Here is a 25339-nt window from a genome sequence, read left to right on the forward strand (position 1 = left end):
AGATGGGCGTTTTTTGTTCAACTTTTAGATATGACTTAGCGACAAAGCAGCTTGTTATCTGTATTTAGAATCGTCGAAAGAGCTTTCTGGTAAGACGCTTCTACGGTTTCCTTAGAGTTAGAACGAATGCCTAAGTACTCTAAGCGACCATCTTCAATTCCGTATACCACACCATGAATTTCAACATCTTGTCCACGCTCCCAAGCGTTTTGCAGGATGGTTGAGTTACCCAAGTTGTACACTTGCTCTGCAACATTAAGCTCGCCTAGTTTATCCGCTCGATCTTGTTGCGGCATTTGATCTAGGTAAGTGCGGTGTTTGAAATAGATATCTCTGATATGTAACAGCCAATTATTAATAAGACCTAGCTTAGGGTTATCAATGGCTGCATTTACGCCACCACATCCATAGTGTCCACAGACAATGATGTGTTTAACCTTAAGAACGTCTACGGCGTACTGGACGACGGATAGACAGTTGAGATCAGTATGGATAACTTGGTTTGCAACATTCCGATGAACAAAGAGTTCACCTGAGTATAGTCCGGTTAGTCGCTCGGCAGGGACGCGGCTATCAGAGCAGCCAATCCAAAGAAAATCAGGCTTTTGCCCCTCAGCGAGTTTTGCGAAGTATTCAGGTCGATCAGATTTGATCTCTTGAGACCATTTCGAATTGTTTTCAAATAACTGTTTTATTTCCGGCATTTTGCAAACTACTTCCCTTAAAAGACAAAATCGCTGCCGCTGTTTGTGTGCACATGCAAGCGATCAGTGTTGTAACTATACACAATGTTACAATTTCGATCTCGTTAAATATTCGTCAGATAGGACTCATCTGACTAGTTTTCATTAAGAAAAAAGTAAAATCTGGTGAAACTATTTGTGGTGTGAATTTAGCCTTAATCTATTTATGGTTTAAATTTTCGCCTAGCTCGTTAAAGTAGTGATATTTTACTTTTTAAAATTGAATGCAGGGAAAATCAGCAGTGTTCGGTAGTCGTTTTGAAGATATCAATTTCAAAGGGGATGTATTTGGCGGGGTAACCACGGCGATTATCTCTCTCCCTCTGGCGTTAGCGTTTGGTGTTGCATCCGGAGCCGGTGCTGAGGCCGGCCTTTGGGGGGCAATAATGGTCGGTTTGTTTGCCTCGTTATTTGGTGGTTCTAATACGTTAATATCAGAACCGACAGGGCCAATGACGGTAATCATGACCGCAGTATTAACCAGTATGATGGCGAAATACCCAGAAACGGGCATGGCTATGACTTTCACGGTTGTCATGATGGCTGGCGCGTTCCAAATCCTATTGGGGACGTTAAAACTGGGTAAATACGTTACCTTAATGCCTTATAGCGTTATTTCCGGGTTTATGTCTGGCATTGGTGTGATTCTTATCATTCTGCAGTTATCGCCTTTGATGGGACATGCTGCGCCTTCAGGGGGAGTACTCGGAACGTTATCTGCTTTGCCTGAGACCATTTCTAACCTTAAATTCAGTGAGTTGTTTTTGGGACTACTGACTTTGGGGATTCTTTTTTTCTTCCCTAAGCAATATCGTAAATACGTTCCTGCACAGCTCGTGGCATTGGTCGCGGTAACTTTATTGTCTGTGATTCTCTTTGATACAGAAGATATTCGTCGTATCGGTGAAATTCCTGCTGGGTTACCTTCTCTCGTCGCCCCTTATATTGACACAGATATGTTTGTCGAGATGGTCATTGATGCATTAGTGCTAGGCACATTAGGTTGTATTGATACTTTGTTAACGGCAGTTATCGGTGACTCATTAACTCGTAAAGAACACGACTCAGATAAAGAGCTGCGAGGTCAAGGGTTAGCTAACATGATCTCAGGCTTGTTTGGTGCGCTGCCAGGGGCGGGGGCTACCATGGGGACGGTAACGAATATCCAAGTTGGGGCTCGTTCGCCATTATCTGGTGTGATTCGTGCACTAATGTTGGCGTTGGTTGTACTGGTTGCTGGCGGATTAACAGAGCCAATCCCGATGGCTGTGTTAGCAGGCATTGCGGTGTATGTTGGCTTTAACATCCTAGACTGGAGCTTTATTCAGAGGGCACATAAGGTAAGCTTTTCCGGAATGGCGGTGATGTATGGCGTTATGTTGCTTACAGTATTCGTTGATCTTATCGTTGCGGTGGGTTTAGGCGTCTTTATCTCGAACATTATCATCATCGAGCGTTTGAGCCGAGAGCAGGCGCGACAAGTAAAAGCAATCAGCGACGCGGATGAAGATGATGTGCCGCTGACTGACAGCGAGCGTGGTTTGTTGGATCGTGCTAATGGTAAAGTGCTGTTCTTTTATCTTTCCGGTCCGATGATCTTTAGTGTTTCTAAAGCCATTTCACGTCAGCACTCTAGTATTTCGGACTATGAAGTGATGATTCTCGATCTTACGGATGTACCAATGATTGATGTAACCGTCGGTTTGGCGTTAGAGAATGCGATTAAGGATGCTCTCGATGCCAATTGTGCCGTGTATTTATTATGCCCGAATGAGCGAACACGAGAACAGCTAGAGAAATTCCATGTGATTGACCTTGTGCCTGATGAAAATATGTACCAATTCCGTTACGAAGCATTGAATGCGGCGGTGGCACATGTTGAGGCAGACCAGTATCAGCGCATAACGGCGTAATGATTCTGACAGTTAAAAACGCAACAGTGTCCTGTTGCGTTTTTTTATGCTCTATTTTGTCTTACTCAGAGATAACCTTTACGAGGTAAGGGTTATATTTCCAATATTATCGAAAGGTTTATTTGTAATCATCGTTATTCAACGATAAACTGATGGACCTCCAGTACGATACCCAAGGCGATTTTGTAGTAAACCGCTGCTAAATATGAGTCGGTATTAGTAATCACAAACAAACGGCAATCAAGACCTTATGTACGCATTAGAAATTGAACAATTGCGCAAGACGTATGCAGGTGGCTTTGAGGCGTTAAAAGGTATAAGTCTCCAAGTGAAAAAGGGTGACTTCTACGCGCTTCTGGGTCCCAATGGTGCAGGAAAATCGACCACGATTGGCATCATTTCCTCCTTAGTGAATAAAACCTCCGGAACGACGAAAGTTTTCGGTTATGACATTGATACCGACCTCGAATTGGCCAAGCAGAATTTAGGCTTGGTGCCACAGGAGTTCAACTTCAACCAGTTTGAAACCGTTGAGCAAATTGTGATGCAGCAAGCTGGCTATTACGGTGTGTCTAAAGTATTAGCCAAAGAAAGAGCAGAAAAATACCTGAAAAAATTGGATTTATGGGAAAAACGCCAAGAGCGTGCTCGTAACCTATCCGGTGGGATGAAGCGTCGTTTAATGATCGCAAGAGCTTTGATGCACGAGCCGCAATTACTCATTTTAGATGAACCAACGGCTGGAGTGGATATTGAACTACGCCGCTCAATGTGGGGGTTTCTGAAAGAGATCAACCAAGAGCAAGGAATTACGATTATTTTAACGACACACTACCTAGAAGAAGCGGAGATGCTGTGTCGAAATATCGGCATTATTAATCGTGGTGAGCTGATTGAAAATACCACCATGAAGGCGTTACTAGGTAAGCTAAGCGTCGAGACATTTATCTTGGATATTGAGTCAGAAGTCGAGGTGCCTGAGCTTGAAGGTGTTAATCGACAAAGTATTGTTGATGGCTCTTTAGAGATAGAACTAGATAAGAGCCAAGGATTGAATTCGGTATTCAGTCAGTTAACAGAGCATGGCATTAAAGTTCTCTCAATGCGTAACAAAGCCAACCGACTTGAAGAGTTGTTTGTCAGCATTGTAAGAGAGGGGAGTAATTAAATGTACGGTTTATATTGGACGGCATTTCGCAGCTTGCTGAGCAAAGAAGTCACTCGTTTTACACGTATTTGGGTGCAAACCTTAGTGCCGCCAGCCATTACGATGACGTTGTACTTCATCATTTTCGGCAATCTTATTGGCTCTCGAATTGGTGAGATGAGCGGCTTTAGTTACATGGAGTACATTGTTCCAGGTTTGATCATGATGTCGGTGATCACTAACTCATACTCGAACGTGGCGTCGTCATTCTTTAGTGCAAAGCTACAGAAGAATATTGAAGAACTGCTGGTGGCACCGGTACCAAACTATGTGATTATTGCTGGCTATGTGATGGGCGGCGTGACTCGAGGTTTGTTGGTCGGTGCAATTGTTACTTGTGTGTCACTTTTGTTCGTTGATTTGCAAGTGGAGCACTGGGGCATTATTGTCGCGACTGTCTTCATGACGTCGGTTGTATTTGCTCTCGGTGGCTTGATCAATGCGGTTTACGCAAAAACGTTTGATGATATTTCGATCATCCCTACGTTTGTATTGACTCCTTTAACTTACTTGGGAGGAGTCTTTTATTCGATCAGTCTGCTGCCTGAATTTTGGCAAGGCGTTTCTAAGATCAACCCAATCGTCTACATGGTGAATGCGTTCCGCTACGGCTTTTTAGGTGTCTCGGATGTGGGCATTGTCACTTCATTTAGTGTACTTGCAGTGTTTGTTGTTGCACTGTATGCCATTGCGCATTATCTAGTAACCAAAGGGATTGGGCTAAGAAGCTAAGCCATTCTCATAAAGCAAAGAGCGGCGATTCACGCTGCTCTTTCGCGTGCATAACAATACATACCCATACAATTTTTCGGTTTTTATCATGGTAGGTTTCAATCATTTGTAATAAATGAGTGATCCTATGAATATTGTCCCGCCGCCGCCTTTCTCCTATCAGTTACTTAAGCCCAAATATTGGTCTGTATGGCTGGCATTTGGGTCTTTAGCGATTCTTGTTAATGTACTGCCATACGTAGTATTGCGAATCTTAGGTAGAAACATCGGCTGTATTGCGATGCATGTAATGAAGCGCCGACACAAGATCGCTCTGCGTAATCTCCAGCTGTGTTTCCCTGATTTTACGGATTGGCAATGTAAGGACGTAGTACGAAAAAACTTTCAATATACTGGAATGGCGATCATCGAAACCGGTATCGCCTGGTTTTGGCCAGATTGGCGGATACGTCGGATAACCTCTATTGTTGGAAAAGCTCGTTTACTCGCTGAGGAAAAGAATGGACGTGGTGTGTTGGTGGTGTGCAGTCACCATTTAAACTTGGAGATAACCGCTCGTATTTTTAGCCAGTTTGCCCAAGGTTATGGCGTTTATCGCCCAAATTCGAATCCTGCTTATGAGTTTATTCAACATCGAGGTCGAACTCGTTTTGGACATCAAATGATTGATCGAAAAGACGTGAAATCAATGCTCAAAGTTCTGAAGAATGGTCATCGACTTTGGTATTTGCCCGACCATGATTATGGCGTTAACCATTCTGTTTTTGCGCCGTTTTTTGCTGTTGAACAAGCGGCGAGTACCGTCGGGTCTAGTGTTCTCATTGATGCAACAAAGTGCGCGGTTATATCTGGCGTTACAGTGAGTAAAAATCACCATTACACGCTGTACATTGGAAAAGACATTAGCGAGCGTTTCGAGAGACGTAATACGGTTAAAGCGGCAAGCATCTTGAACCAAGAGCTTGAGAAAATGATAAAACGTGATATTCCAGCGTGGATGTGGCTGCACAAGCGGTTTAAAACTCGCCCTGAAGGGTTAGATTGTGTCTATACGTAGAGTATAAAAAAGGTCGACTAAGAGTCGACCTTTTTACTTTTATGGCTCAGAGCTTACTCTGCGTTCTCTGAGTTTGTATTGTTAGATTCAGCTTCTTCCTTCGCTTCGACAACCATATCTACCGTTTGGTTATCGATAAGACGAGCTTTGCCTAGGAACGCAGACATCAGAATGACAGCTTGTGTCGTTTCTGGTGTGATCACTTGTAATGTACGAGCATCACGAATGAAGATCTCATCAGGGTGCAGACCTGCAGCTCGAAGTTGGTCGCTTGCATCTTCGATGATCGATGCGTAGTCATCGCGGCCACCGCGAATGGCACTACTGATCCAACGCATTGTACGAGCAAGTACAGGAGCACGTTGACGCTCGTCCAGCGTAAGCAAGCCATTGCGTGAACTCATTGCTAAACCGTCCATTTCACGTACGGTTGGTACACCGATGATTTCAATGTCCATTGCTAGGTCATCAACCATCTTGCGGATAACAGCAAGTTGTTGGAAGTCCTTCTCGCCGAAGCACGCGACATCCGGTTGTACGATGTTAAACAGCTTATTCACAATCGTCGTCACGCCACGGAAATGACCTGGTCGAGACGCGCCTTCGAGAATTGTTGATAGGCCAGGGACATCGACGAAGGTTTGCTTATCCAGACCTTCAGGGTAGATAACTTCTGGTGTTGGCGTAAATACCACATCGACCCCTTCAGAGGTTAACTTGCTTAAGTCTTCCTCTAGCGTGCGTGGGTAATTATTTAAATCGTCTGCACGATCAAACTGCATCGGATTAACAAAGATGCTTACGACAACGATATCAGCGTATTCGCGCGCTTTACGCACTAAAGTTAAGTGGCCTTCGTGAAGGTTGCCCATGGTAGGGACAAACGCCACTTTACGACCTTCACGTTTAAAGGTTTTAAGGTGTTCACGAACTGCTGAGATTTCCGCAAAAGTTTGCATGCATTTATCCTCTAGGCAATGGTATGAGCGTCGTCTGGGAATACACCGTTGGCTACATCTTCAATGTATTTAGCAACGGCTTTGCGCATATCACCTGTTTCAGCAAGAAAGTTTTTGGAGAATTTCGGCATGTAGTTGGCAGAAATACCAAACATATCATGCATTACGAGAATTTGACCATCTGTTACGTTACCTGCACCAATACCGATAACAGGAACCTCAAGCACTTGCGTAATACGTTCAGCAAGCTCAGCTGGTACGCACTCTAGTAAGACGATTTGAGCGCCTGCTTCTTGCAGCGCTAATGCGTCTTTTACCATGCGGTCTGCTTTTTCTTGATCGCGACCTTGGATTTTGTAACCACCAAAAATATTAACAGCTTGAGGAGTTAAACCAAGATGAGCACAAACTGGAACTGATCGTTCAGTGAGCATTTTCACCGTGTCGACAAGCCAGTCACCACCTTCAATTTTTACCATATTGGCACCAGCACGCATCAGTTTAGCCGCATTTTCGCAAGCTTGCTCTGGGGTGGTGTAGCTCATGAATGGCATGTCTGCCATCAACAAACAATTTGGGCTACCAGCGCGTACGCAACGAGTATGGTAAGCGATATCATCGACCGTTACTGGTAGAGTATCGTTGTGACCTTGCAAAACCATACCTAGAGAATCACCAACAAGAAGTACTGGCATTTCTTGGCTTTCAAACAGTTGGGCAAAGCTCGCATCATAAGCGGTTGAAGTAGCAAATTTACGACCTTCTTGCTTCCACTTGATTAGGTCGTTGATGGTCATTTTTTTCATGGTTTTATCCTTACTAGGAGTTGGCTATGACTGCCAGATACTGAGGCCGTTTCTATCTACTTGTTCCAGTAGTTCAGAGACCTCGGTCCCATCAGGGAGTTGTAAACTTGGTGCAATTTCCGCAAGAGGGTAGAGTACGAATTCACGCTCTTTCATTCCATAATGAGGAACGATCAGCCTCTCGGAATTAATCACCTCATTGCCATAAAGCACAATGTCGAGGTCCAAGGTTCTTGGTCCCCAGCGTTCGTCTTTACGGACACGCCCTTGTTCTTGCTCTATAGCTTGTGTGCAATTGAGCAATTCAATAGGCGTCAAGCTGGTGTTAATAGACACAACCGCATTGATGTAATCCGGTTGGTTTTGTGGCCCCATTGGCGTGCTGCTGTATAGCGAAGAAGCTTGAACAAACTCTGATTTAGGCAGCGTTTTTAATGCTTCAATCGCTTGCTTCGCTTGGCTGACAGGATCAGCCAAGTTACTGCCTACCGCAATGTACGCTGTAATCATGATTTGGGCTTACTCTTTTTCTTGCGATAAGTTTTACGGCGGCGCTGGCCTGTTTTCGGTGATTGACCGTCTAAGTCGGCAGCCATTGCTTGACGCATTTCTCGGCCTGCATTTTGAAAAGTTTCCCACCACTTGGCAAGCTTCTGAGTGTCACCACCTTCAATTTCACCGCGCATTTCAAGAAAATCAAAGCCAGCTCTAAATTTATTGAGCTCCATAAGACGGAATGCACGTTTACCGTTACGTCGTGGAAGACGAAGCTGTAACTGCCAAATCTCGCGAATGGTTGCGGTGTGGCGTCTTGGAATGGCAATTGTGCGAACTTGCTCGTCAAGAATGATGTTGCTCGCTTCCATAATGGCGTCGTAATGGCCTAAGTTGCGCTCTTCCATCAGTTCATCGGCTTTCGCACACAGTGGGTACCACAGCATTGCAGCAAACATAAATGCTGGATTGATGCGTTTCCCATCTTCGATGCGCATGTCGGTAGAATCTAGGACAAGATCCAACATCTGCTCAGTGTGAGAGGAGTAATCTTCTGTAAAGTGCGCTGCAATCGTCGGGAATAGTTGCTGGAATAGGTTGTACTCACGCAGTAGGTGGTAGGTTTCTAAGCCATGACCGGATTGCAATAATTTGAGTGACTCTTCAAAAAGACGCGCTGACGGAATGTCACCGAGCAACGGTGCCATGTGTTCGATTGGCGCTGCGGTGTCTTCTTCAATATCAAAGTCTAGTTTTACCGCGAAACGAACCGCACGCAGCATGCGCACAGGGTCTTCACGGTAGCGTGTTTCTGGATCACCAATCAGTCGAATTAGGCGATCTTCTAAATCTTCAATACCACGTGCGTAGTCGTGAATCGAGTAATCTGCGATGTTGTAGTACATCGAGTTAATCGTGAAATCACGGCGCTCAGCATCTTCATCGATGGTGCCGTAGACGTTGTCACGCAGCAGCATACCCTCTTTTGATTGCTGAGAAATGCTCTTATTCTTTTGCTCTTGGTGGTGACCACGGAATGTCGCAACCTCAATGATGTCTCGGCCAAACATAATATGAGCCAAGCGGAAGCGGCGACCAATCAAACGGCAGTTACGAAATAGCTGTTTGATCTGTTCCGGCGTTGCGTTGGTCGCAATGTCAAAATCTTTTGGTTTTTGTCCAAGCAGTAAGTCTCGAACCCCGCCACCCACAAGAAAAGCATCGAAACCAGCACCATTTAGGCGGTACAGTACCTTCAGCGCATTATCACTGATCTGCTTACGCGAAATGTTGTGCTCTTCACGAGTTATTACATTGAGAGCGAGCTCTGGAATTGTGGCAGGTTCGCTTGGTGTATAGTCGTTTGTATTCATGTGCATCTGGCAATAACTGGGTTTAATCCAATCTTGCTTTGGTTAGTTTTATACGCCTCTAGGGCCTAATTTGCGGCTAATGATAGCCTACACAATGCCATTTGAGAATCACGGTGTGATCTCGATCTCTGCTGGAAGCTGTTCCAACCGCCAGTTTTCGCAGCCCCAACGAAGAATATCTTCTATGTTGGCCGCCCTTACGGTTTCAGGTATCTCGAAACCTAAAAATGTCATGGCGCGCAATAGAGTAGGTTTTGGTGTATCTATATCAATAGCCGTCGCGTGATTTTGTTTCGACAATTTATTGCCGTTGTTGTCCATCGCCAATGGTAAATGTAAGTAGCTAACTTCAGGCTGACCAAGTATTTGGTACAGGCTAATTTGACGCCCTGTCGGCTCGATTAAGTCTGCACCTCGCACGACTTCTGTGACGCCTTGGTCGATGTCGTCCAATACTACCGCAAGATTATAAGCAAATAATCCATCTCGACGTTTAATAATGAAATCTTCATTAACGAGTTGCTCTGGAATCGTAATGGTTCCCCGCTTTTGGTCGAGGAAATGAGCGACAGGCTTGGTCATTTTTAGGCGAATCGCGCCGTCTTTCAAGTTTTTATCGCGGCAAGTGCCAGGATAAAAACCGCCATGCTCTTTAATTTGCTTACGAGTACATTGGCAATAATAGGCTTCCCCATTTTCGAGCCATTTGTTTATTTGAGCTTGGTAAAGGTCGTGACGTTCGCTCTGGTATACCACTTCTCCATCCCAATGCAGCTGATAGGCCTTGAGTGCCTCTAGGATAAGTTGCGCTGCACCTGGCATTTCTCTTGGTGGGTCTAAGTCCTCAATACGTACTAACCAAGCTCCGTTTTGTGCTTTCGCTTGAAAATAACTGCCAAGAGCGGCAATCAGTGAACCAAAATGCAGTGGACCAGAAGGAGATGGGGCGAATCGACCTACATAGCGTGTCATGCGTGTATCTCGAATTTAGTAAACAAATAGGGTGCGAAGATAGCCAAAACAAAAAGGGAGCCTGAGCTCCCTTCAACAATCATAATGCTGGGTGATTAACCTTGCATTTGCTTCTCTTTGATTTCTGCAAGTGTTTTACAGTCAATACAAAGGTCAGCGGTTGGACGTGCTTCAAGACGGCGAACGCCAATCTCTACGCCACAAGACTCACAGAAGCCAAAATCGTCTTCTTTGATTTTATCCAAAGTCTTTTCAATCTTCTTGATCAAACGGCGTTCGCGGTCACGGTTACGCAGTTCTAGGCTGAACTCTTCCTCTTGAGAGGCGCGGTCAACTGGATCTGGGAAGTTTGCTGCTTCGTCCTGCATGTGGTGAACAGTACGATCCACTTCAGCTCTTAGCTGGTCGCGCCAAGCTGTTAAGATTTTCGTAAAGTGTTCAACCTGCTCTGGTGACATGTACTCTTCACCAGGTTTTTCCTGATATGGCTCCACGCCGGCAATGGCTAGGATGCCTATCGTTTTCTTCTTTGATTCTGGCATACAGCATCTCCTACTTACACCTAGTCAACTGCTACGCAGTCAATTTAAGGCGGGTATCTATAGCAAAAAGAGGCGGTGCAAGCAAATACTGAATCGCAAAGTTATCGTCAATGTGAAGACGACATCATTTTTTCTCTTAATTGATAAAATCAATAGCGGAAATCAGCTTCATTCCAGTATCGCTCAGTTCAGCTTTGTAGCAGAGAACTTCCACTCCAGCGTCTTGTGCTTGTTTGAGTAATAGTGAATATTTCGCGTCTATATGGTGCGCCGCGGATACTTTTTCAATACCTGAATGTAAAACAGTGAATAAAAGTATGGCTCTACTTCCATTTTGTGCCATTTCTGTGAGCTCTCTCAGGTGTTTTTGTCCCCGAGTCGTGACCGCATCTGGGAAGTATCCTTGTCCAGTAGAGTCGGTCTCATCAAGAAGAGTGACGCTTTTCACTTCTATATAGCACTTTGGCTTGTCGTCTGCGCTGAGCAAGATATCAATTCGGCTATTTTCATTGCCGTATTTCACCTCAGTTTGAAGTGTGTCATAACCACAAAGCTCTGAAATGACATTATTTTCAATAGCCTCTACGGCTAATTGATTGGCACGCGCGGTGTTGATACAAATACGGTGGCCTTGTTCGGTCTCACTCAACTCCCAACTATTGGGGTATTTTCGTTTCGGGTTGTCGGAAGTAGAAAACCAAACCTTGTTTCCGGGCGTTGCACAACCCGTCATTGCACCTGTATTTGCGCAGTGGATTGTACGGATTTCACCAGTATCGAGCTCGATATCGGCAAGAAAGCGTTTATAACGTTTGAGTAGAGTGGCGGACTCTAAAGCGGGTGTGAAATGCATTTGCTTATTTAGACAAAAAATTTTTTATGTACAATGTTGCCACCATTACACCATAAGGTATTTCCTTTGTCACAATTGCCGATTGAAGCCGTGATGCCTGAGTTGCTGACGGCGGTCAAAAATCAACATCAAGTGATCTTAAAAGCGGCGCCTGGTGCCGGTAAGTCGACTTACTTCCCTTTGCAGTTACTCTTAAATCATTCGGTTGCTGGAAAAATCATCATGCTTGAGCCAAGACGACTCGCGGCGCGTAACATTGCCCGTTATCTTGCTGAGCAATTGGGAGAACAAGTTGGTCAACGCGTGGGTTATCGAGTTCGTGGCGAGGCAAAGGTAAGTTCTGCAACGCAGCTGGAGATCGTGACCGAAGGGATCATGACCAGGATGATCCAAACTGACCCTGAACTGGATGGGGTTGATCTACTGATCTTTGATGAGTTTCATGAACGCAGCATTCATGCCGATACCGCTTTGGCATTCAGTTTAGAAGTTCAAGAGGCATTGCGAGACGATCTCAAGCTGGTGGTAATGTCGGCAACGCTTGACCAACAAGCATTACAATCGTTGTTGCCAGAAGCCAGTTACATTGAATCTGAAGGGCGCAGCTTTGATGTGGCAATGCGCTACCAGCCGTTAGGTGTGAACGAGCATTTACCTACGAGTATGGCAAAAACAATAGAAAGTCTTATGAACAAAGAGTCTGGATCTTTGTTAGCTTTCCTACCGGGTGTTGGTGCCATAAAACAAGTTGAAGAGCGGTTGTCTCATTTAGCGGATGATATCGACGTATGCCCACTTTATGGTCAACTGAGCTTTGCAGATCAACAAAAAGCGATTACGCCAGCAGAACAAGGTAAGCGTAAAGTCGTTCTAGCGACCAACATTGCAGAAACTTCACTAACGATTGAAGGCATTCGCCTCGTCGTTGATTCTGGGTTAGAGCGTGTTGCCCGCTTTGATTTGAAAAACGGTTTAACACGCTTAGAGCAAACACGCATTGCACAGTCTTCAGCGATTCAGCGTGCAGGACGAGCGGGACGAATAGAAGAGGGCATTTGTGTTCGTCTTTATTCTGAAAGCCAGTTCAAGCAGCAACCGCTGGTTCCCCAACCCGAAATTTTGCATTCCGATTTGGCTAGTTTAGTTATGGAGCTTGCCTTTTGGGGAGCGAGTGATATCCACGATCTAAAGTGGCTTGATGTTCCAGCTAATGCGTCATTGGAACAAGCGAAGCAGCTATTGGTGTCATTGGGACTACTGACGGAAAAAGGGCAATTAACGTCCGAAGGAAAACAGGCGCATGAACTAGGCGTTGAGCCTCGTGCGGCTGCGATGCTAATTAAAGCGCAATCTTACAGTGATAAGATGTTAAATGCTGCTTTGGCGGCGGTCGCACTGATTGAAGAGCCAGAGAGGAGTGTTACCAATATCGCTCATAGCTTGCATCGTTGGCTTGTTGGTACTCATCCAAAAAAGTCGATGTTGTTCAAGCGTGCTCAATCTCTAGCGTACAAATTGGATACGGTATTTGACCTGAAAGGCGTGGATGAAGATGCATTACCGCTGGTGTTAAGTTTGGCATTTCCAGATCGCATTGCGCAGCAGCGCACAAATCAATTTGGGCGATTTACTTTGGCTAATGGTCATGGTGCAGAATGTCGTCAGGAAGACATGCTAGGTGGCTGTGAGTATTTGGTTGCCGTTGACTTAATGCGTTCTCATTCTAACTCAAGTCAAATTCATTCGGCATGTGAATTGGATGTCAATATATTGCGAACGACCTTTGATACGCTATTTTCGTCTGAAGAAGTAGTGGACTGGGATGAAAAAAGAGGCCGTCTAATAGCTGAGCGACAAACAAAACTCGGTCTGCTGGTCGTTGAACGCGAGCCGTTGCCAAGCCCGGGCAAAGAAAAAATGACACAAGCTTTACTCACGTATGTCCGCCGCCAGGGCTTACAGAGTCTAAACTGGACACCGGCAGCGGAGAGCTTGTTGGCTCGGATTCGTTGTGCGGTGGAATGGTTACCTGAGCAGTCATGGCCAGTGTTTGATGAAGCCAGTTTGCTGGATTCATTAGAGGAGTGGTTAGAACCATACATGACGTCTGTCAGCTCGGTTAAAGACCTGAGCAAGATCAACTTGGTCGAAGCGCTTAATGCTCGATTAGGTTGGCCACTCAATCAACAACTGGATGAATGGTTACCTGAGCATTACCAACTGCCCACAGGTTCAAAGAAGCGTATCCGTTACCAATATGACCATGAGCCGATATTATCGGTGCGTATGCAAGAAGTATTTGGGGAGAGTGGTTCCCCAACGGTGGCTCTTGGCCGCAAGCGTTTGGTGCTTGAACTGCTTTCACCGGCACAACGTCCATTGCAAGTAACGTCGGACTTGGCGGCTTTCTGGAACGGAAGCTACAAAGACGTTCAAAAAGAGATGAAAGGGCGCTACCCAAAACACGTTTGGCCAGATGATCCTGCCAATCATGTAGCAACAACGAAAACAAAAAGACAATTGAATAATGACTGACAGCAAGAAGCCTAGCGCGAAAAAAGCGCCAGCGAAGAAAAGTACAACCAATAAAGGAACCGCAAAACAGACTCGACGTACGCCGAGTAAAAAACCGACTAACGAGAAACGTTCGTGGTTGAAAGTTCTGTGGTCGTTTAGCTGGAAAGCTGGCGTTGCACTTGCCGCTGTTTTGCTGTTTGTTGGGATTTACTTAGATAGTGTGGTGAAAGAACGCTTTGAAGGTCAGCTGTTTGAGCTGCCTACGGTGGTTTATGCCCGTATCTTGAATCTAAGCCCTGGTGAGAATATCACCATCCAAGAACTGCGCAACGAGTTAGATGTGTTGAATTACCGTAAAGTGAGTCAACCTCGTTACCCAGGCGAATATTCCTCTTCTTCCACTCGGATTGAATTGATTCGTCGTCCATTCGAGTTTGCCGATGGTCCCGAGCCAGATCGTCACATTATGCTGCATTTCTCTGATTCCGGCTTGCAACGTATTCAGTCTTTAGAATCTCGAGGAGACCTTGGTTACTTGCGCCTAGAACCGAAGATGTTGGGCATGCTGGAAAAAGACCGTGATGAACAGCGCCTTTTCTTACGTCGTGATCAGTTCCCTGAAATTTTGGTGGATGCACTGCTTGCGACCGAAGACCGGGATTTTTATCAACATGACGGGGTGTCACCGCTCGCGATTGCACGTGCATTGGTTGCGAACATTAAGGCGGGTCGTACTGTTCAAGGTGGTAGTACGCTGACTCAGCAATTGGCAAAAAACCTGTTTTTGACTCGTGATAAAACACTGTGGCGTAAAGTTCGAGAAGCGTATATCGCGCTAATTTTGGATTACCGTTACAGCAAAGATCGTATCTTAGAAGCCTACCTAAACGAAGTGTACCTAGGTCAAAGTGGAGGTGAAGCGATCCACGGGTTTGGCTTGGCGTCGCGTTACTATTTTGGGCAGCCAATCCAAGAGTTGCGAATCGATCAACTGGCGATGTTAGTTGGGATGGTAAAAGGACCGTCTTACTACAACCCAATTCGTTACCCTGAGAGAACGAAAGAGCGTCGTGATCTCGTTCTGCGCCTGTTAATGCAGCAAAACATGTTGACTTCAGAGCAGTATGAACAAGCTGTAAGTCGTCCACTCGATACGCAAAGCAAGCCACGTATTGCGAGCCGTCAGCCAGCTTATTTCCAACAATTGAGCATTGAATTAAAAGAAAAAGTTGGGGAGCGATTTAAAGCAGAGACCGGACTGCGCGTATTTACGTCTCTGGACCCAGTATCGCAAAGCAAAATGGAACAAGCTATCGCGAAAAAGATCCCCGAACTAGCTAAACGGGGTGGTAAAGAGTTAGAAGCCGCTGCTGTGGCCGTTGATCGCCATAGTGGTGAAATCCGTGCGATGGTTGGTGGTAAACGTGTCGGTTATGAAGGCTTTAACCGCGCGCTCAATGCCAGTCGTCCAATTGGTTCTTTAGTGAAACCAGCGATTTACTTAACGGCTCTAGAACAACCGGATAAATACAACCTAGGCACGACGCTACACGACACGCCGTTAAGTCTGAAGAGCAGTAAAGGTAACGTGTGGACGCCGCGCAACTACGATAGAAAATATCGTGGTGATGTGCCACTTTACATTGCTTTAGCGAAATCACTTAACGTACCAACCGTGCGCTTAGGTATGGCACTTGGCATTCCTGAAGTCTCCAATACTTTAGAGCGTTTGGGCGTGAACAAAGACGAAATTCGCCCAGTGCCTTCGATGTTTTTGGGTTCGTTTTCTTTGACGCCATTCGAAGTCGCACAGATGTATCAGACTCTGACGAATTCAGGTAAGCGTGCAAAACTGACCGCTCTGCGCTCAGTCATGGATATGGAAGGTAATGTGCTGTATCAATCCTTGCCTCGTTCATCAAGAGCCGTGGATGAACAAGCAGCATGGCTAACGACCTACGCGATGAAACAAGGGGTTGCTCAAGGCACTGGCCGCTTCTTACAAAGCCAGTTTGGTTGGGCTGCATTGGCAGGAAAAACGGGTACCAGTAATGATAACCGCGATAGTTGGTTTGTCGGTGTTGATGGTCGTGAGGTGACGACAATTTGGCTAGGCCGCGACGATAATAAACCCGTGAATCTAACGGGGTCGAGTGGTGCATTACGAGTATACGCAGAGTACTTGAAGCAGCGTATTCCTGAGCGTTTAGAGCTCCCATGGCCAAGAGAAATCACCACATTAGGGTTCAAGCCTACATCTGATGGAGGTTTAGAAATGAACTGCCGTAGTGATTACAAACTGCCGGTTTGGGATAAAACCGGTCAGATAAAGCAACAGTGTGAGAAGAAATCAAACTGGTTAAATAGCATATTTGATTGGTAGCATCGCCAAATCAACAACATTAGCTTGTTTATCTGATTAATTCTTAGTACATATTAGGGCGTGTTAGTACAGTACTGCTAGCACGCCCTACTTGATCAGATATTCAATAAAGGAAGAAGTGAATGTTCAAAAAGCTGTTATCAAGCCCATCGGTTCGCAACTTTGCGCTTTGGGTTAGTACCTTTTTGATGATCACTCCTTCTGTTTCCCTCGCAAACTCTCTAACAAAAACGGATGACTTGGAACCTCGACCAAAGGTGGCGGTTGTGCTCGCTGGTGGCGGAGCGAAAGGGGCGGCACACATTGGGGTTTTAAAAGCATTGGAAGAAATGCAGATCCCTGTCGATATTGTGACCGGTACCAGTATGGGCGCCTATGTGGGTGGGCTCTATGCCACGGGGATGAGTGCTGATGAAATTGAGAGTTTTATCTACACCGTCGATTGGGGCAGCGGTTATCGAGATCGTGTTGACCGTAGCCAACGTCGAGTTCGTGACAAAGAGTATGAAGACCGCTATCAAATTAATACCGACCTCGGCTTAAGGTTCGGTGAGGTACGAGCACCAACGGGTGTGGTGCAAGGCCAGAACATGTTGCGAGTATTGCGTGAGACTACAGGGAACTTAGGGCGATTCGATTCTTTTGATGATCTTGCCATTCCCTATCGTTCTGTTGCGACAGATATTCTTGCCCTAGAAGAAGTCGTACTGGGCAATGGTTACCTTGTGGACGCCATGATGGCTAGCATGTCTGTACCAGGAGCGCTTCCTCCCTATAAGCTCAATGGCCATATGCTTGTCGATGGCGGTGTCGTCAATAACATGCCTGTCGATGTGGCTCGCGCCATGGGGGCTGATGTCGTTATTGCCGTCGATATTAGCACCGACTACAAAACCGAAGATGAATTTACGGGGCTGTTTACTGTCGCGGACCAACTCTCTAACTATCTCGTTCGTCGTAGTACACAACAGCAAGTGGACGAGCTTGAATCTCAAGATATCTATATTCGTCCCAATGTGGGCACCATGGAAACTATCGAGTTCGACAAAATGCCTTGGGCTTTTCAAGCTGGGTACGATATTACCAAGCAGTTAAAAGACAAGCTGAAAGGGTTGCGCTTGTCCAATGCGGACTATCAAAAATACATCGATCGCAAACAAGAAGTTCGTAAAACTTTGATTTATGGCGATCAGCGTGTGGTTGATGACATAGTGATTGTTAATAACACGCACTACAGCGATGTGTTGTTGACGAATCGTATTGAATTAGAAACCGGACGTCGTATTTCAACGGCCGAAATTGAGAAAGCCGTTGAAAACCTCTACGCGTTAGATCGGTTCGAGCTCATCACTTATCACTTTGAAGAGGTTGATGGTGAGACATTGTTGGTTTTTGATGTTAACGAGAAGTCGTGGGGGCCTAATTATCTCAACTTCCGATTTTTTCTTGAAGATGACTTCGATACAGATAGCCAGTACGGCATAGGAATATCGACCAACTTTACCAATTTAAACTCTCATGGCGCGGAGTTGGCGTTCAACGTAGAAATGGGCACGGATAAGCTGATTGAAGCTGAGTTGTATTCCCCTGTTTTATCTAGCCAAGAACTTTTTGTATCGGGGCGAATTTCCTATGGTAGTGAGAGCCGAAACTTACCTTTAACAGAGCCTCAAGCACCAGATTTAGAGTCAGTAAATGACTTTTTTCCGGTCACTTACGATGATTTTACAACAGAGTTAGCGATAGGTATCCAACCCACATTGTGGCAAGAACTTCGATTTGGCGCTCGCTACTCAACCGGAGATATTGAGCTTTCTACTTTGGCTTCTGCTGGTAAATTGGATTTTGAACGTCGTGGCCTGTTTGCCAATTATCGCCTAGATACACTCGATGATTTCGCATTTCCGACTCGTGGGCTTTTAGTCGATCTCGAATATTTAGTGTCTCATGATCAAAGTCCTCAAGGCGTTAGCCTTTTAGAAACTGACAAAATTATTGAAGATACCGTTTATGAAATCTCTGCACGATTTAAAGGTGCAGTGAGTCATCAGCGTCATACTTTAGTCGGACATGCTGAATATAGTTTTGTAGAGAGTAAAAACTCATCTTTACCGCTTGATCCCAGAGAGTTGGGCGGCTTTTTAAGCCTATCTGGAATCCCAAGAAATAGCCTGATCGGACAGAACTTATTTTTCAGCAGTTTGGTGTACCGATATAAGTGGTTTGATAATGATTTCGGATTGTTTGAAGCTCCAGTCTACCTGGGCGCATCGGTCGAATATGGCGGCGTTTGGTCTGATAATGATCTGAAACTAAACGAAGCGCCGCTTTACAATGCTGGCTCCATCTTCTTTGGTGTTGACTCACCAATAGGACCAATAATGTTGGCATACGGTCGTACCGAGCAAGATTTGGATGCTGTGTATTTGATCGTAGGAACATCGTTTAATTAACCGGGTATGAGAAAGCAAAAACTTGGCATATTTGGTCAAAATTAGCAGAACTTTAGTCGTAAGTTGCTATGTTGGTCAAAATGATAAGATTTTAATTTAAGGTTAAATTTGCTATTATTTTGCCCACAGTTTGGCCTCTACGGCGCTGTTTCTCAATCATAATTGAATGAAAACAAGGGCAATGGAGAGCCAAGTTTCCAAGGATGTTCACTCCTTTACTTTAACAATAGTAATAATAGAGGAGGAACCGCAATGAGAGGAAAAAGTCGTGCTTGAAGCCTACCGTAAACACGTCGAAGAGCGTGCTGCTGAAGGAGTTGTTCCTAAACCGCTAGACGCAGAACAAGTTGCTGGACTTGTAGAACTTCTGAAAAATCCCCCGCAAGGTGAAGAAGAAGTCATTCTTGACCTACTTGAAAATCGTATCCCTCCAGGTGTTGATGAAGCTGCTTATGTAAAAGCGGGTTTCCTAACAGCAGTAGCAAAAGGTGAAGTTAAATCACCATTAGTGAGTCGTGAAAAAGCGGCTGAACTGCTAGGCACTATGCAAGGTGGTTACAACATCGAACCGCTAGTTGAGCTATTGGATGATGAAGCACTGGCAGAGATCGCAGTAAAAGCGCTGTCTCATACGCTGCTGATGTTTGATGCTTTCTACGACGTAGAAGAGAAAGCAAAAGCAGGCAATGCGCATGCACAGAAAGTACTTCAATCATGGGCTGATGCTGAGTGGTTCCTTTCTAAGCCTAAGCTTGAAGAAAAAGTCACTCTAACCGTATTTAAAGTAACAGGTGAAACGAACACGGATGACCTTTCACCTGCACCTGACGCTTGGTCTCGCCCTGATATCCCAGTACACGCACTGGCGATGCTTAAAAACGAGCGTGAAGGAATAAACCCTGATCAACCGGGTACTATTGGCCCGATCAAGCAAATTGAAGAGTTAAAAGACAAAGGTCATCAATTGGTTTACGTTGGTGATGTTGTTGGTACTGGCTCTTCACGTAAATCGGCAACCAACTCAGTGCTTTGGTTTATGGGTGATGATATCCCTTACGTTCCAAACAAACGAGCTGGTGGGTATGTGCTTGGTGGCAAAATTGCCCCTATCTTCTTTAACACAATGGAAGATGCTGGCGCACTACCAATTGAAGTTGACGTAACTAAGCTCAACATGGGCGATGTTATCGATGTTTACCCATATGAAGGTAAAGTTTGCAACCACGAAACTGGTGAGGTTCTAGCTGAGTTCTCGCTAAAAACAGAAGTACTGATTGATGAAGTTCGTGCTGGTGGTCGTATCCCATTGATCATCGGTCGTGGTTTGACAGACAAAGCGCGTCAATCGCTAGGTCTTGAGCCTTCGGATGTATTCCGTAAACCTGGTGAAATCGCAGATTCTGGCAAGGGTTACACGCTTGCACAGAAAATGGTTGGTAAAGCATGTGGCGTAGAAGGCATCCGTCCTGGAACCTACTGTGAGCCGAAGATGACGACAGTAGGCTCGCAAGATACTACTGGCCCTATGACTCGTGATGAACTTAAAGACTTGGCGTGTCTCGGCTTCTCTGCTGATCTTGTCATGCAGTCTTTCTGTCACACATCGGCTTATCCAAAACCAGTAGACGTTAACACTCACCATACACTTCCGGACTTTATTATGAACCGCGGAGGTGTATCTCTTCGTCCTGGTGACGGTATTATCCACTCATGGCTAAACCGTATGCTACTACCGGATACTGTCGGTACGGGTGGTGACTCACATACTCGTTTCCCTCTGGGTATTTCATTCCCAGCTGGCTCGGGCTTGGTTGCCTTTGCAGCTGCGACAGGCGTTATGCCGCTAGACATGCCAGAGTCAATCTTGGTTCGTTTTAAAGGTGAAATGCAACCGGGTATCACACTACGTGATCTTGTTCATGCCATCCCTTACTACGCGATTCAGCAAGGTCTACTAACGGTAGAAAAAGCGGGCAAGATCAACGAATTTTCTGGCCGTATCCTTGAGATTGAAGGCCTAGAAACGCTAACGGTTGAGCAAGCATTTGAGCTTTCTGATGCATCTGCAGAGCGTTCGGCGGCAGGTTGTACTGTGAAATTGTCTCAAGAGTCGATCGAAGAGTACTTAAACTCTAACATCGTGATGCTGAAGTGGATGATCTCTGAAGGCTACGGTGATCGCCGTACTATCGAGCGCCGCATTACTGCAATGCAAGAGTGGCTAGCAAACCCTGAGTTGATGCAAGCAGATAAAGACGCTGAATACGCACATGTGATTGAAATCGATATGGCTGAAATCAATGAGCCAGTACTATGTGCACCGAATGACCCAGATGACGCTCGTTTGTTGTCTGAAGTACAAGGCACAGCGATTGATGAAGTGTTCATCGGTTCTTGTATGACGAACATCGGTCACTTCCGCGCAGCAGGTAAATTGCTTGATAAGTTCAATGGCCAGTTAGCAACGCGCCTTTGGGTAGCGCCACCAACAAAGATGGATAAAGACCAACTGATTGAAGAAGGCTACTACGGTATCTTCGGACGTGCAGGGGTTCGTATTGAAACGCCAGGGTGTTCACTTTGTATGGGTAACCAAGCGCGTGTTGCAGATAAATCAACAGTAATGTCGACTTCAACGCGTAACTTCCCGAACCGTCTGGGTACTGGGGCGAATGTTTACCTATCGTCAGCTGAGCTAGCTGCAGTAGGTGCAATCCTAGGTAAGATTCCAACCAAAGAAGAATACCTAGAATACGCGAAGCAAATCGACGCTACGGCAACGGATACGTACCGCTACTTGAACTTCCATAAAATGGATCAATACACCAAGAAAGCGGACGAAGTGATCTTCCAAGAGCCGGCATAATCAGAAATGCACAATTCAAAAGCACCTCACATGAGGTGCTTTTTTTATGGGAGCAATTCGCTATACTCGCACCAAATTGATACGAAATAGGCAATCTCGGTGGAATTTGAATTCATTCGTAACACGTTGATGGGCGAGTACTACGTAAAATGTAGCATGGGACATGAGATTGTAGGGCGCTGGTTGCAAGAAGAAATTGGCAAAGATCCGATGAAGATTGCACAAGTTGAAAAGCTAATTGAGCAGTCATTTTTAGCGCCTTCTCAGGAGCATAACCTAACAGGCACGGAAATTAGCTTGATGATTCAGGGCGACGAAGTTCTTGTACAAGAAAACGCATTAGCCCATGAATATGATGTCGAGATGGAAAGTGAGTTCGACTTCTACAATGCAGAAAGTACAGCAAGTTGTGGGATAGAGGATTTCATGACACTTATCGAACAATGGAAAGACTTTTTGAACATTTAATGCACAGTTTTGGGTAACTTCTCTGCCGTTGCTTTAAATTTGTGAAAAGGGCGCACCGATATGGTGCGCTCTTTTTGTTTATAGATATGTAAATTGAGGTTAGCTTTTATTATTCAATGACTTAAAAACTTGGCACGTAGATTGGATTATAAGAAGTGTTTCAGGATGAAAGCTTCGGAGATAACTCAATGAAAATAATCAATGCCATTATTAAGCCGTTTAAATTAGACGATGTACGAGAAGCATTGGCTGATGTCGGTATCGAAGGGATGACAGTATCAGAAGTTAAAGGGTTCGGTCGTCAAAAAGGTCATACGGAATTGTACCGCGGTGCAGAGTATCAAGTTGATTTCCTACCAAAGGTGAAAATTGAAATCGCGACTCACGCAGACAATGTAGATCGTGTTGTTGAAGCAATTACAAAAGCTGCGCAAACCGGAAAAATCGGCGACGGTAAAATTTTTGTTTACGATCTGAACCAAGCGGTGCGTATCCGAACTGGCGAAATGGACGCAGAAGCACTTTAAGAATTCAAAGGATTGGAGATACTTATTATGGAATTAACAACAACAGTAACCGAGTTACGTTACGCACTTGACACCTTTTTCTTCCTCATTTCCGGTGCGTTGGTAATGTGGATGGCAGCAGGCTTTGCGATGCTAGAGGCTGGCCTTGTGCGCTCTAAAAACACAACAGAAATTCTTACGAAGAACATCTGTTTGTACGCCATCGCATGTACGATGTTTCTGATTGTCGGTTATAACATCATGTATGTCGATAATGGAGAAGGAGGCTGGTTACCTTCATTTGGTACGCTAATTGGTACTCAAGGTGAAGGGGCCGACCACTCTTTAGAGTCTGACTTCTTCTTCCAAGTTGTCTTCGTTGCAACTGCTATGTCCGTCGTTTCTGGTGCGGTAGCTGAGCGCATGAAGCTTTGGTCTTTCTTGATTTTCTCTGCGATTTTAACTGCGTTTATCTATCCAATGGAAGGTTACTGGACATGGGGTGGAGGCTTCCTAGCAGAAGCTGGATTTAGTGACTTTGCGGGGTCTGGTATCGTACATATGGCAGGTGCTTCTGCTGCTCTTGCTGGTGTGTTACTGCTTGGCGCGCGTAAGGGTAAGTACGGTAAAAATGGTGAAATCTATCCGATTCCAGGTTCTAACATGCCTTTGGCAACGTTGGGTACTTTTATCCTTTGGTTTGGCTGGTTTGGATTTAACGGTGGCTCTCAGTTGATGATTTCAGATTTTGAGAATGCTACAGCGGTTGGTCAGATCTTTCTAAACACTAACGCAGCAGCGGCTGCCGGTGCAATTGCGGCGCTATTCGTTTGTAAAACTACTTGGGGTAAAGCCGATTTAACAATGATTCTCAATGGCGCGCTAGCTGGCTTGGTTGCCATCACTGCAGACCCTCTATCGCCATCACCACTGTACGCGGTTGCGATTGGTGCGGTGTCGGGTGCACTAGTAGTATTCAGTATCATTGCTCTAGATAAACTTAAAATTGACGATCCAGTAGGTGCTATCTCAGTTCACGGTGTGTGTGGTTTCTTCGGCCTAATGGTAGTGCCACTGAGCAACGGTGATGCAACGTTTGGTGCACAGCTTTTAGGTGCCGTAGTTATCTTTGCTTGGGTATTTGGTGCTAGCCTAGTTGTGTGGGCAATCTTGAAAGCGACCGTTGGGATTCGCGTTACAGAAGATGAAGAAATGGAAGGTATGGACATGCATGATTGTGGTGTTGGTGCTTACCCAGAGTTTGTTACGGTGAAATAATCATTAGCTTGTAATAAATGGTTACACACTTAACACAATAAAACCTGCTCCGATGAGCAGGTTTTTTAATATTCGTCATTGTCTTCTTATTGAACATACATATAATAACGCAACTGATAAACGTTATCATTAGCATGGTAAAGGATTAAACAATGAAAAAACTGCTAACTCTTTCAGCACTAACTTGCGCTACTCTAGCTCCAACAGCAATGGCTGCTGAAGAAGTGAACGTCTACTCTTACCGTCAACCTTTCCTAGTTGAACCTATGTTCAATGAGTTCACTAAAGAAACTGGTATCAAAGTAAACGTAAAATTTGCTAAAAAAGGCTTAGCAGAAAAGCTAGCTCAAGAAGGTGAGTACAGCCCTGCTGACGTTATTCTTACGACAGACATCAGCCGTCTAGCTGAACTGACAAACAAAGGTTTAGTTCAGAAAGTCGATAGCAAAATCATTGAAGAAAACGTACCTGCTCAATACCAAGATAAAGAGAATGAGTGGTTTGCTCTAACTCTACGTTCTCGTAGCGTTTATTCATCACGTGATCGCGTAGGTAAACTAGGCGCAGATTTCAACTACGCAGACTTAGCTAAGCCAGAGTTCAAAGGTAAAATTTGTACTCGTAGCGGTAAGCACCCGTACAACGTTTCTCTAGTTTCAGCAATGATTGCTCACAATGGCGAAGCAGAAACCAAAGAGTGGTTAGAAGGCGTGAAAGCAAACCTTGCTCGCAAACCACAAGGCAACGATCGTGCACAAGTTAAAGCGATCAAAGAAGGCCTATGTGATGTTTCTCTAGGTAACAGCTACTACCTAGGTAAAATGGTTAACGACAAAGAGCAAAAAGCTTGGGCTGATGCAGTTTACATCAACTTCCCTAACCAAGAGACTACAGGCACTCACGTGAATATCTCTGGTATGGCGATGGCTAAGTACTCTCCAAACAAAGACAATGCTGTGAAGCTAATGGAATTCCTAACGGGTGACAAAGCGCAGCAAATGTACGCAGAAGTTAACTACGAGTACCCAGTTAAAGAAGGCGTGAAGCGTTCTGAGCTTGTGGAATCTTGGGGTGACTTTAAAGCAGACAAGCTTTCTCTAGACGATATTGCAGCCAACCACGAAGCGGCAATTAAGCTATTAGATGAAGTGAAATTTGACCTTTAATTCCTTGTGGGGGTATAACAGTACCCCCATTTGATTAAAGGATATGAGAT

At 45.2% G+C, this 25339-nt stretch carries 20 protein-coding genes; 12 read left to right on the forward strand and 8 right to left on the reverse strand.

Features of this window, described 5'->3' with window-relative positions:
- Positions 1-35 precede the first annotated feature (35 nt).
- Positions 36-704 (reverse strand): carbonate dehydratase, encoded by a 669-nt coding sequence (gene can / locus NL626_RS13195; RefSeq protein ID WP_005379996.1) that lies wholly within the window; start codon positions 702-704, stop codon positions 36-38.
- Positions 705-985: 281 nt separating this feature from the next.
- Between can and NL626_RS13200 the strand changes: the two genes are divergently transcribed.
- The 4 genes from NL626_RS13200 to NL626_RS13215 all read left to right on the forward strand — a co-directional run bounded on the left by NL626_RS13200 (position 986) and on the right by NL626_RS13215 (position 5652).
- Positions 986-2656 (forward strand): SulP family inorganic anion transporter, encoded by a 1671-nt coding sequence (locus NL626_RS13200; protein WP_253657430.1) that lies wholly within the window; start codon positions 986-988, stop codon positions 2654-2656.
- A gap of 250 nt (positions 2657-2906) precedes the next feature.
- Positions 2907-3824 carry an ABC transporter ATP-binding protein gene (locus NL626_RS13205; protein ID WP_005380000.1) on the forward strand — a complete coding sequence of 306 codons (918 nt, stop codon included), beginning with the start codon at positions 2907-2909 and terminating at the stop codon, positions 3822-3824.
- Entirely contained in the window at positions 3825-4595 is a 771-nt protein-coding gene (locus NL626_RS13210; protein WP_005386598.1) for an ABC transporter permease, read from the forward strand.
- Between the two features lie 127 nt (positions 4596-4722).
- On the forward strand, positions 4723-5652 hold the full coding sequence (locus tag NL626_RS13215; protein ID WP_253657431.1) for a Kdo(2)-lipid IV(A) acyltransferase: 930 nt from the start codon (positions 4723-4725) through the stop codon (positions 5650-5652).
- Positions 5653-5705: 53 nt separating this feature from the next.
- On the opposite strand, the gene panC is transcribed toward NL626_RS13215, so the two are convergent.
- From panC to sfsA, 7 genes are all read right to left on the reverse strand, one after another.
- Entirely contained in the window at positions 5706-6611 is a 906-nt protein-coding gene (gene panC, locus NL626_RS13220) for a pantoate--beta-alanine ligase (RefSeq protein ID WP_161440654.1), read from the reverse strand.
- 11 nt (positions 6612-6622) lie between these two features.
- Entirely contained in the window at positions 6623-7417 is a 795-nt protein-coding gene (gene panB, locus NL626_RS13225; protein ID WP_161440653.1) for a 3-methyl-2-oxobutanoate hydroxymethyltransferase, read from the reverse strand.
- Between the two features lie 24 nt (positions 7418-7441).
- Complete coding sequence (gene folK / locus NL626_RS13230; RefSeq protein WP_017635910.1) at positions 7442-7927, reverse strand: 2-amino-4-hydroxy-6-hydroxymethyldihydropteridine diphosphokinase; 486 nt, start codon at positions 7925-7927, stop codon at positions 7442-7444.
- Positions 7924-9291 carry a polynucleotide adenylyltransferase PcnB gene (gene pcnB, locus NL626_RS13235; protein WP_005386589.1) on the reverse strand — a complete coding sequence of 456 codons (1368 nt, stop codon included), beginning with the start codon at positions 9289-9291 and terminating at the stop codon, positions 7924-7926. Before pcnB ends, folK begins: the two co-directional genes overlap by 4 nt.
- A gap of 102 nt (positions 9292-9393) precedes the next feature.
- Positions 9394-10257 carry a tRNA glutamyl-Q(34) synthetase GluQRS gene (gene gluQRS / locus NL626_RS13240; protein ID WP_005386586.1) on the reverse strand — a complete coding sequence of 288 codons (864 nt, stop codon included), beginning with the start codon at positions 10255-10257 and terminating at the stop codon, positions 9394-9396.
- Positions 10258-10352: 95 nt separating this feature from the next.
- Positions 10353-10799, reverse strand: a complete 447-nt coding sequence (gene dksA, locus NL626_RS13245) for an RNA polymerase-binding protein DksA (protein ID WP_005386584.1) — start codon at positions 10797-10799, stop codon at positions 10353-10355.
- Between the two features lie 136 nt (positions 10800-10935).
- Positions 10936-11652, reverse strand: coding sequence for a DNA/RNA nuclease SfsA (sfsA, locus tag NL626_RS13250; protein WP_017635909.1), 717 nt, complete (start codon positions 11650-11652; stop codon positions 10936-10938).
- A gap of 66 nt (positions 11653-11718) precedes the next feature.
- Here sfsA and hrpB point away from each other — a divergent pair, with 66 nt between their 5' ends.
- The 8 genes from hrpB (at position 11719) to NL626_RS13290 (ending at position 25289) form a co-directional block, all read left to right on the forward strand.
- The gene (hrpB, locus tag NL626_RS13255) at positions 11719-14187 is read left to right on the forward strand and encodes an ATP-dependent helicase HrpB (RefSeq protein ID WP_253657432.1); all 2469 of its coding nucleotides are present in this window, start codon (positions 11719-11721) and stop codon (positions 14185-14187) included.
- The gene (gene mrcB / locus NL626_RS13260) at positions 14180-16552 is read left to right on the forward strand and encodes a penicillin-binding protein 1B (RefSeq protein WP_005380020.1); all 2373 of its coding nucleotides are present in this window, start codon (positions 14180-14182) and stop codon (positions 16550-16552) included. Before hrpB ends, mrcB begins: the two co-directional genes overlap by 8 nt.
- A 122-nt stretch (positions 16553-16674) precedes the next feature.
- Positions 16675-19005, forward strand: coding sequence for a patatin-like phospholipase family protein (locus tag NL626_RS13265; protein ID WP_253657433.1), 2331 nt, complete (start codon positions 16675-16677; stop codon positions 19003-19005).
- A 268-nt stretch (positions 19006-19273) separates the two neighbouring features.
- On the forward strand, positions 19274-21871 hold the full coding sequence (gene acnB, locus NL626_RS13270; protein WP_005380009.1) for a bifunctional aconitate hydratase 2/2-methylisocitrate dehydratase: 2598 nt from the start codon (positions 19274-19276) through the stop codon (positions 21869-21871).
- A 99-nt stretch (positions 21872-21970) separates the two neighbouring features.
- On the forward strand, positions 21971-22339 hold the full coding sequence (locus NL626_RS13275) for a YacL family protein (RefSeq protein ID WP_064368753.1): 369 nt from the start codon (positions 21971-21973) through the stop codon (positions 22337-22339).
- Positions 22340-22527: 188 nt separating this feature from the next.
- Positions 22528-22866: a P-II family nitrogen regulator gene (locus NL626_RS13280; protein ID WP_005386570.1), complete on the forward strand. Its 339-nt coding sequence runs from the start codon at positions 22528-22530 to the stop codon at positions 22864-22866.
- Positions 22867-22893: 27 nt separating this feature from the next.
- Positions 22894-24123 (forward strand): ammonium transporter, encoded by a 1230-nt coding sequence (locus NL626_RS13285; RefSeq protein WP_253657434.1) that lies wholly within the window; start codon positions 22894-22896, stop codon positions 24121-24123.
- Between the two features lie 152 nt (positions 24124-24275).
- Complete coding sequence (locus tag NL626_RS13290) at positions 24276-25289, forward strand: Fe(3+) ABC transporter substrate-binding protein (protein ID WP_005386566.1); 1014 nt, start codon at positions 24276-24278, stop codon at positions 25287-25289.
- Positions 25290-25339 lie beyond the last annotated feature (50 nt).

Origin of the sequence: Vibrio sp. Y58_MX_L22, from assembly GCF_024181865.1 — a bacterium.
In the GTDB taxonomy this organism is placed as follows: Bacteria; Pseudomonadota; Gammaproteobacteria; order Enterobacterales; family Vibrionaceae; genus Vibrio; species Vibrio alginolyticus.

What these genes read in the sequence shown, in the direction of transcription:
- can (WP_005379996.1), bottom strand. Translation starts at nt 704, where the DNA reads ATGCCGGAAATAAAACAGTTATTTGAAAACAATTCGAAATGGTCTCAA.
- NL626_RS13205 (WP_005380000.1), top strand. Translation starts at nt 2,907, where the DNA reads ATGTACGCATTAGAAATTGAACAATTGCGCAAGACGTATGCAGGTGGC.
- NL626_RS13210 (WP_005386598.1), top strand. Translation starts at nt 3,825, where the DNA reads ATGTACGGTTTATATTGGACGGCATTTCGCAGCTTGCTGAGCAAAGAA.
- NL626_RS13215 (WP_253657431.1), top strand. Translation starts at nt 4,723, where the DNA reads ATGAATATTGTCCCGCCGCCGCCTTTCTCCTATCAGTTACTTAAGCCC.
- panC (WP_161440654.1), bottom strand. Translation starts at nt 6,611, where the DNA reads ATGCAAACTTTTGCGGAAATCTCAGCAGTTCGTGAACACCTTAAAACC.
- panB (WP_161440653.1), bottom strand. Translation starts at nt 7,417, where the DNA reads ATGAAAAAAATGACCATCAACGACCTAATCAAGTGGAAGCAAGAAGGT.
- folK (WP_017635910.1), bottom strand. Translation starts at nt 7,927, where the DNA reads ATGATTACAGCGTACATTGCGGTAGGCAGTAACTTGGCTGATCCTGTC.
- pcnB (WP_005386589.1), bottom strand. Translation starts at nt 9,291, where the DNA reads ATGCACATGAATACAAACGACTATACACCAAGCGAACCTGCCACAATT.
- gluQRS (WP_005386586.1), bottom strand. Translation starts at nt 10,257, where the DNA reads ATGACACGCTATGTAGGTCGATTCGCCCCATCTCCTTCTGGTCCACTG.
- dksA (WP_005386584.1), bottom strand. Translation starts at nt 10,799, where the DNA reads ATGCCAGAATCAAAGAAGAAAACGATAGGCATCCTAGCCATTGCCGGC.
- sfsA (WP_017635909.1), bottom strand. Translation starts at nt 11,652, where the DNA reads ATGCATTTCACACCCGCTTTAGAGTCCGCCACTCTACTCAAACGTTAT.
- mrcB (WP_005380020.1), top strand. Translation starts at nt 14,180, where the DNA reads ATGACTGACAGCAAGAAGCCTAGCGCGAAAAAAGCGCCAGCGAAGAAA.
- NL626_RS13265 (WP_253657433.1), top strand. Translation starts at nt 16,675, where the DNA reads ATGTTCAAAAAGCTGTTATCAAGCCCATCGGTTCGCAACTTTGCGCTT.
- NL626_RS13280 (WP_005386570.1), top strand. Translation starts at nt 22,528, where the DNA reads ATGAAAATAATCAATGCCATTATTAAGCCGTTTAAATTAGACGATGTA.
- NL626_RS13285 (WP_253657434.1), top strand. Translation starts at nt 22,894, where the DNA reads ATGGAATTAACAACAACAGTAACCGAGTTACGTTACGCACTTGACACC.
- NL626_RS13290 (WP_005386566.1), top strand. Translation starts at nt 24,276, where the DNA reads ATGAAAAAACTGCTAACTCTTTCAGCACTAACTTGCGCTACTCTAGCT.